This is a genomic window from Streptococcus parasanguinis (assembly GCF_009717775.1).
GTDB classification, from domain to species: Bacteria; Bacillota; Bacilli; order Lactobacillales; family Streptococcaceae; genus Streptococcus; species Streptococcus parasanguinis_AG.
Map to the genome: position 1 here is coordinate 59383 of NZ_WMZF01000010.1, position 8125 is coordinate 67507.

Annotated in this window: 6 protein-coding genes; 5 read left to right on the forward strand and 1 reads right to left on the reverse strand. The window is 39.2% G+C overall.

Features of this window, described 5'->3' with window-relative positions:
* Nucleotides 1–15 precede the first annotated feature (15 nt).
* Nucleotides 16–1257: a serine hydrolase gene (locus tag GMC92_RS10080; protein WP_070465018.1), complete on the reverse strand. Its 1242-nt coding sequence runs from the start codon at nt 1255–1257 to the stop codon at nt 16–18.
* Between the two features lie 205 nt (nt 1258–1462).
* Between GMC92_RS10080 and GMC92_RS10085 the strand changes: the two genes are divergently transcribed.
* The 5 genes from GMC92_RS10085 (at nt 1463) to GMC92_RS10105 (ending at nt 7963) form a co-directional block, all read left to right on the forward strand.
* Nucleotides 1463–3448, forward strand: coding sequence for a peptide ABC transporter substrate-binding protein (locus tag GMC92_RS10085; protein ID WP_155200296.1), 1986 nt, complete (start codon nt 1463–1465; stop codon nt 3446–3448).
* A 73-nt stretch (nt 3449–3521) separates the two neighbouring features.
* A complete protein-coding gene (locus GMC92_RS10090; RefSeq protein WP_155200297.1) occupies nt 3522–5021 on the forward strand; it encodes an ABC transporter permease in 1500 nt (499 codons plus the stop codon).
* Nucleotides 5021–5947 carry an oligopeptide ABC transporter permease OppC gene (gene oppC / locus GMC92_RS10095; protein WP_003010290.1) on the forward strand — a complete coding sequence of 309 codons (927 nt, stop codon included), beginning with the start codon at nt 5021–5023 and terminating at the stop codon, nt 5945–5947. Before GMC92_RS10090 ends, oppC begins: the two co-directional genes overlap by 1 nt.
* An 11-nt stretch (nt 5948–5958) precedes the next feature.
* Entirely contained in the window at nt 5959–7026 is a 1068-nt protein-coding gene (locus GMC92_RS10100) for an ABC transporter ATP-binding protein (protein ID WP_021154495.1), read from the forward strand.
* Nucleotides 7027–7036: 10 nt separating this feature from the next.
* A complete protein-coding gene (locus GMC92_RS10105; protein ID WP_021154496.1) occupies nt 7037–7963 on the forward strand; it encodes an ATP-binding cassette domain-containing protein in 927 nt (308 codons plus the stop codon).
* Nucleotides 7964–8125 lie beyond the last annotated feature (162 nt).

Consider the following 8125-nt stretch of genomic DNA (forward strand, 5'->3'; position numbering starts at 1 on the left):
TTGTGATTTTTTTGCTTATAGCTTTTCGTTGACATAACGAACAAATTCATTCCACCAAACCTTTAAGAAAAAGCTTTTCTCAATGGTTCTTCCTGCTACCATATCGACCGTAGGTTCTTGATCTTCTAAGTAGCCACGTCCGATTTTATCTGGATCAGTGTAGTGTAATTTTCCAAGACTTGTGCCTGATTTGACAGGTGCTCGGAATGATTCTTGGTTACTTTTGAATTGAATTTTTGGTTCCGCTTGACTGCCTTGCTTTTCGACGATATAGAAGTCTTTTTTTGCAACAGCTAAAACAGTCTCGGATTTCCCATCCATGACAGTTGCCTTACTTTTTCCGTAGGGATCTCCTTCTTTGACGACAATGGAAGAAACAAAGGTTCGTACCACGTAGTTCATCAGAGAAGAAGTAGCCACAAAGCGTGCATATGGATCACCGTCAACTGCCTCCACTCCTAGGACAACTGTGATCATATGGATGCCATTTTGCGTCGTCGATGCAGCAAAGGTGATGCCTCCTTTGGTAGAGTTGCTGACCCGAAGGCCGTCAACGCCCGAACGGTAATTTGGCATGCCTTCTAGCATCAGGTTGGGGTTTTCAATCTGCGTGTTTGAAAAAAGAGCAGTGGGCTTTGAAGTATATTTGGTCACTTCAGGAAAATCCTGGAGTAAGTGCTTGGCAATAACAGCAATATCATAAGCACTCAATTGATTTTCGTCTTCTTTCCCGTCGGAATCTCCGCTGATGGTTTGAGTATTTAACCCGGTAGCATTGATTAAATGAGGAGATTGAATGCCCCATTCAGCAAGTTTTTGCTTCATTTTTTCAACGAAGCTTTTTTCGGAGCCCCCCACTTTCTCAGCTAAGGCCAAGGCAGCAGTGCTAGAATTTCCAACTAAAAGAGCAGTCAATAACTGTTCAACTGTATATTGGTTCGCTTCCATAGGAAGAGTACCAGCACCTTCGATATCATTTAAGGCCAGAGCTTTCTCAGACAATTTGATAGGATCTTTTAGAGAAAGTTTTTTTTCATGAATGGCTTCGAAAATCAGATAAGTGGTCAAGAGTGTAGATAGTCCCCCCACATCTCGCTTTTTCTCTGAATCCTTTTCATATAAGATTTTACCTGTATCAGCTTCAACAGCAATAGCGCTTTGAGCAGGAAGATCCAGATCATCTGCTAGAACGACTTGATAAGGTAAACTGCATAACAGCAGGATGAAGGTTAAAAAAGAAAGAAAGAATTTTTTCACAGTTGTTTCCTCGTTGCTTAGTCCTCTCTATTGTATCATACAAATGATTAATGGAAAATTGTAAAATCATCAATTAGCCTAAAAAGTCAGTCATAGCAAGGTTTTTGAATAGTGATAAATCGAATATTCAGAAAATTTAGTTTACTTTTTTTTCTACTTGTGATATAATCTTAAACAAATCTAAAAAAACTATTGGAGAATTCCTATGAAAAAAGGTAAAGTATTCGCAGTTGCCGGAGTAACACTCCTTGCAGCTGGATTGTTAGCTGCATGTTCTAGTTCAAATACTAGCAAAGCAAGCTCAGGCGAAGACAAAAACTATGGTTATGTCTACACTTCAGATCCAACAACTTTGGACTATACAATTTCTTCTAAAGCTGCTACCCATGACATCACTACAAATGTGGTAGACGGTTTGTTAGAAAATGATAAATACGGTAACCTTGTACCTTCACTTGCGGAAGACTGGTCTGTTTCTAAAGACGGTTTGACTTATACCTACAAGATTCGTAAAGGTGTCAAATGGTATGATGCGGATGGTGAAGAACACGGCGAAGTGACTGCCAAAGACTTCGTGACTGGTTTGAAACACGCTGCTGATAAAAAATCAGAAGAACTTCCACTAGTTCAAGGCTCAATCAAAGGCTTGGATGATTATGTGCAAGGAAAAACTACAGACTTCAGCCAAGTTGGTGTCAAAGCGGTTGATGATTACACACTTCAATACACATTGAACAAACCTGAAACTTTCTGGAACTCTAAAACGACTAACGGAATTTTGTTCCCAATAAGCACAGAGTTCTTGAAGAGTAAGGGAGATGATTTTGGTCAACCAAACGATGTGAAATCAGTACTTGCAAACGGACCATTCCTTTTGAAATCTATTACTTCAAAATCATCTGTTGTATTTGAAAAGAATGACAACTACTGGGATAAGAAAAACGTTCACCTGAAAGAAGTAAAATATACTTATTACGATGGATCAGACCAAGATTCATTGGCACGTGGATTCTCTGATGGTGCTTATACAAAAGCTCGCCTTTTCCCTGCAAGTTCAAACTTTGCAACTGTAGAGAAAAAATATAAAGACGATATCTTTACTACACCAGCAGGATCAGGTGTAGCAGTTCTTGGCTTTAACCTTGATCGTCAATCTTACAAACACACTGCTAAGAAATCCGATGCTGAAAAATCTTCTACTAAGAAAGCAATTTTGAACAAAGATTTCCGTCAGGCCGTCACTTTTGCCTTGAACCGTGAAAGCTACTCAGCACAAGTCAATGGTAAAGAATTTGCTAAACCAGCTATCCGTAATACATATGTTGCACCTGCGTTCGTACAAGTAGATGGAAAAGACTTCGGAAATGTAGTTGCAGATAAGTTGACTACTTATGGAGACCAATGGAAGGGTATCAACCTTGCAGATGGTCAAGATGGTCTTTACAACAAAGATAAAGCGAAAGCACAACTTGAAAAAGCCAAAGCTGAACTTCAAAAAGATGGTGTTCAATTCCCAATTCATATTGATGTACCGGTAGCACAAAATTCTACAAACTTTGTTTCACGGATGCAATCTCTGAAACAAACTGTGGAAGATACTCTTGGTAAAGACAATGTCGTTCTTGATCTTCAAATGATGGACTCAGACGAAGTGTTGAATATTACTTTGAATGTGCCATCAGCTGCAGACGCAGACTGGGATCTTCAAGGAATGGTAGGATGGAACCCAGACTATGATGATCCATCAACTTACCTTGATACTCTTCAACCAGCTTCTGAGGACCAAACAAAAGTTTACCTTGGTTTTGCAGGTGGTGTAGATAACCCATCAGCAAAAGCTGTAGGTTTGGATGAGTTTGCAAAACTTCTTGACGATGCAAACAACGAAACACAAGATGTTGTGAAACGTTATGAAAAATACGCAGCAGCTCAAGCTTGGTTGACAGATAGTGCGATTGTTATTCCAACGATGTCAAGTACAGGTGCTGCAACAGTTGTTTCTAAGGTAGTTCCATTCTCTGAACCATCATCACAAACAGGTAACAAAGGTTCAACATACTTGAAATACGTTGAAGTTCAAGATGAGCCGGTTACTAAGAAACAATACGATGAAGCCCTTAAGAAATGGCAAAAAGAAAAAGCTGAGTCAAACAAAAAAGCTCAACAAGATCTTGAAAAACACGTTAAATAATTAAATTATTGATTTTCATTAGAACTTTCTCTTCTAGGGGAGAAAGTTCTTTTGGACATTAAAGGAATGAAATATGAAAAAATATGTTTTTATGCGTATTTTGCGTTCGTTAGTGTCGATCTTTCTCGTCACGACATTAACCTACATGATTATCTATACGCTAACACCGAGAAATCTCATCTTTAAGAATGACCCTAACTACAATAAAGTAGCGAAGACAAAAGATTCGAAGATCAACTACGAAAATACTGTCTACGATCGCATGGGTTATTTGGAATACATGGATTCAAAGAGCTTGCAACAAAAAGCAAGTAAAGAAGATTCTTCTGTAACAGTTGATGCGACGACTGCTAATGAAAAGATCTATAAAGAATACATTAACAAATTAGGTCATGGTTGGCAGTTGAAACGTTTCCCAGAAAGTAAGTCTTTCTATGCGGTGCGTGAAATTCCGGTTTTTGAACGTGTCATCAGTTTCTATGCGAATTTGATTCAATTTGATCATCCAGGTTGGGTGAAAGATGCCTCAAATCCAAACCTCAAACGCTATATCCGAATTGAAAATGATCCATCTATTGGTTGGTCAGTAGTAGGTTCTGGTACGAAACACAAATACCTCTTGTACTTTAATGGTCAATTCCCATATGTACACCAAAACTTTGTGACCTTAAACCTTGGAAATTCATATCCAACTTATTCAAATACCCCTGTTCTTCAAGTTATTACCCAAGGACAAGGAACGACTAAGAAGAGTGAAGTGAACTTCCCAACAGGTAAAAAGACATCTTCCATCGATATCTACTCACGTACCTACAAATCACCAAGTAAGGCAGACTCACAAGATATCAGTCGATTTGGTAAAGGGGATGCCTATACAGCAACGTTGAGCAACTATGAGAATCCATCCATGATTGCATCTTCTTCAATCATTGGTTTGATTGGTATTGCGATTGCCTACTTGATTGCGATCCCACTAGGATCTTATATGGCTCTTTTCAAGAACTCATGGTTTGATAGCATCTCTACTGCGGCCTTGACATTTATGATGTCTCTCCCAACCATTGCCCTTGTCTATATCGTGCGTCTAGCAGGTTCATTCTTTGGACTTCCAGACTCATTCCCAGTACTTGGAGCACAGGACTGGCGTTCATATGTATTGCCGTCTCTGATTCTTGGTTTATTGAGTGCGCCATTTATCGCCGTTTGGATTCGTCGTTATATGATCGATATTCACTCTCAGGATTTCGTCCGTTTTGCTCGTTCAAAAGGATTGTCAGAACGTGAGATCTCAAGAAAACACATCTTCAAAAATGCGATGGTTCCACTAGTTTCTGGAATTCCAGGGGCTATCATTGGAGTTATCTCAGGTGCGACGTTGACTGAAACAGTCTTCGCTTTCCCAGGTATGGGTAAAATGTTGATTGACTCTATTAAAGCATCAAACAACACCATGGTCATCGGACTTGTCTTCATCTTCACATCACTTGGTATCTTTGCTGCCATGTTAGGTGATATCTTGATGACAGTGCTTGATCCACGGATTAAATTAACGAATACGAAAGGAGGCAAATAATGGCTACAATCGATAAAAATAAATTTCAGTTTGTAAAACGTGATGACTTTGCCTCTGAAGTAATCGATGCTCCAGCGTATTCATACTGGAAATCTGTATTCAGACAATTCTTGAAAAAAAGAACCACTATCATTATGCTTGCTATTTTGATTGGGATTCTCTTGATGAGTTTTGTCTACCCGATGTTTTCAAATTTTGATTACAACGACGTAAGTAAGGTAAATGACTTTTCAGCACGTTTGAATCCACCAAGTGCCAAAGCTTTCTTTGGTACAGATAATAACGGTAAATCCCTCTTTGATGGAGTTTGGTTTGGTGCTCGGAATTCAATTATCATTTCCTTCATCGCCACTGTTATTAACGTGGTTGTCGGAGTTATCGTTGGTGGAATTTGGGGGATCTCAAAATCCATCGACCGTATCATGATGGAAGTTTATAACGTTATTTCAAACATTCCGTTTATGTTGATCGTTATCGTCTTGACTTACTCAATGGGATCTGGTTTCTGGAACTTGATTCTTGCCATGTCCTTAACTGGATGGATCGGAATTGCCTATACCATTCGTGTCCAAATCATGCGTTACCGTGATTTGGAGTACAACCTTGCCAGTCGAACATTAGGAACACCAACTTTGAAAATTGTTACGAAAAACATTTTGCCTCAGTTGGTATCTGTAATCGTGACACAAACATCACAGTTACTTCCAAGCTTTATTTCTTACGAAGCCTTCCTTTCCTTCTTCGGGCTTGGTCTTCCAATCACCGTTCCAAGTTTGGGACGTTTGATTTCTGACTATTCTCAAAACGTAACTACCAATGCCTACCTATTCTGGATTCCGCTTACTGTTTTGATTTTAGTATCCTTGTCATTCTTTATCGTCGGACAAAACTTGGCCGATGCCAGCGACCCACGTACACATAGATAGGAGGAGTAGATATGACATCAAATAACAATATTATTTTATCTGCTCAAGATATCGTAGTGGAATTTGACGTGCGCGATCGTGTACTGACAGCTATTCGTGGCGTATCGCTTGAGCTAGTAGAAGGTGAAGTTCTTGCCTTGGTTGGTGAGTCAGGTTCAGGGAAATCAGTTTTGACAAAAACATTCACCGGAATGTTAGAAGATAACGGCCGTATTGCTCAAGGTTCGATTAAGTACCGTGGCCAAGAATTGACGGATTTGGCATCCAATAAAGATTGGGAAAATATTCGTGGTTCTAAAATCGCTACAATTTTCCAAGACCCAATGACAAGTTTGGACCCAATCAATACAATTGGTTCACAAATTACTGAAGTCATTATCAAACACCAAGGGAAAACAGCTAAAGAAGCTAGAGAAATGGCTTTGGACTATATGGAGAAAGTTGGAATTCCGGATGCTGAACGTCGTTTTGACGAATATCCATTCCAATATTCAGGTGGGATGCGCCAACGGATCGTTATTGCCATTGCCTTGGCCTGCCGTCCAGATATCTTGATCTGTGACGAACCAACAACAGCCCTTGACGTAACGATTCAAGCGCAAATCATAGATTTGTTGAAATCCCTTCAAAAAGAATACCAATTTACAGTTATCTTTATCACCCACGACTTAGGTGTAGTTGCAAGTATTGCTGATAAAGTAGCCGTTATGTATGCTGGAGAAATCGTTGAGTTTGGTAAAGTAGAAGAAATTTTCTATGATCCAAAACATCCATACACATGGAGTTTGCTTTCAAGCTTGCCTCAATTGTCAACCTCAGATGGTGATCTTTATTCTATTCCAGGGACTCCACCATCATTGTATGCTCCAATCAAAGGAGATGCCTTTGCTCTTCGTTCAGACTATGCGATGCAAATTGATTTTGAAGAAGAAGCACCTGCCTTTAAAGTTACAGATACTCACTGGGCTAAGACCTGGTTGCTCCATCCAGATGCACCAACAGTTCATAAACCAGAAGTAATCGATAACCTTCACGAAAAGATTGGCTCAAAAATGGGCTTCACTCACATTACAGAATAGGAGGAAGGAAATGACTGAAAAATTAGTTGAAATTAAAGATTTAGAAATTTCCTTCGGTGAAGGAAGTAAAAAATTCGTTGCTGTAAAGAACGCCAACTTCTTCATTAATAAGGGAGAAACATTCTCTCTTGTTGGTGAATCAGGAAGTGGGAAGACAACAATTGGACGTGCGATCATTGGTTTGAATGATACAAGTGCTGGAGAAATTATTTATGACGGTCGCAAGATCAACGGAAGAAACTCTCACAGTGAAAAATCAGAGTTGATTCGTAAAATTCAAATGATCTTCCAAGACCCAGCAGCAAGTTTGAATGAACGTGCAACAGTTGATTATATTATCTCTGAAGGTTTGATCAATCACCATTTGTTTAACAGTGAAGAAGAACGTCAGGAAAAAGTGAAAAATATTATGCATGAAGTTGGGCTTCTTGCAGAACATTTGACACGTTACCCTCACGAATTCTCAGGTGGACAACGTCAACGGATCGGTATTGCCCGTGCACTTGTTATGGAACCAGAATTTGTCATTGCGGATGAACCAATCTCAGCCCTTGACGTTTCGGTTCGTGCTCAGGTCTTGAACCTTCTAAAGAAATTCCAAAGAGAATTAGGATTGACTTATCTCTTTATCGCCCATGACTTGTCAGTTGTGCGCTTCATTTCTGACCGTATTGCAGTTATCTATAAAGGGGTTATTGTAGAAGTAGCAGAAACTGAAGAGCTATTTAACCACCCAATTCATCCATACACGCAATCACTTCTTTCAGCAGTCCCAATTCCAGATCCAATTCTAGAACGTAAAAAAGTTCTTAAAATCTACGATCCAGAACAACATGATTACTCTGAAGATAAACCACAAATGGTTGAAATTAAACCAGGTCATTATGTATGGGCTAACAAAGCTGAAGAAAACAAATACAGACAAGAATATAAATAGAGAGGATTCCCTCTCTATTTTCTTTTTTTCAAAAAAACTTTCAAAAAAATAAAATTTTTTGAGAAAAAGTGTTGACAGTAAGGAAAGGTCATGATATACTAATATAGTTGTCGCGCGAGAGCGACAAAGACCTTTGAAAACTGAACAAGACGAACCAATGTG

What these genes read in the sequence shown, in the direction of transcription:
- GMC92_RS10090 (WP_155200297.1), top strand. Translation starts at nt 3,522, where the DNA reads ATGAAAAAATATGTTTTTATGCGTATTTTGCGTTCGTTAGTGTCGATC.
- oppC (WP_003010290.1), top strand. Translation starts at nt 5,021, where the DNA reads ATGGCTACAATCGATAAAAATAAATTTCAGTTTGTAAAACGTGATGAC.
- GMC92_RS10105 (WP_021154496.1), top strand. Translation starts at nt 7,037, where the DNA reads ATGACTGAAAAATTAGTTGAAATTAAAGATTTAGAAATTTCCTTCGGT.
- GMC92_RS10085 (WP_155200296.1), top strand. Translation starts at nt 1,463, where the DNA reads ATGAAAAAAGGTAAAGTATTCGCAGTTGCCGGAGTAACACTCCTTGCA.
- GMC92_RS10100 (WP_021154495.1), top strand. Translation starts at nt 5,959, where the DNA reads ATGACATCAAATAACAATATTATTTTATCTGCTCAAGATATCGTAGTG.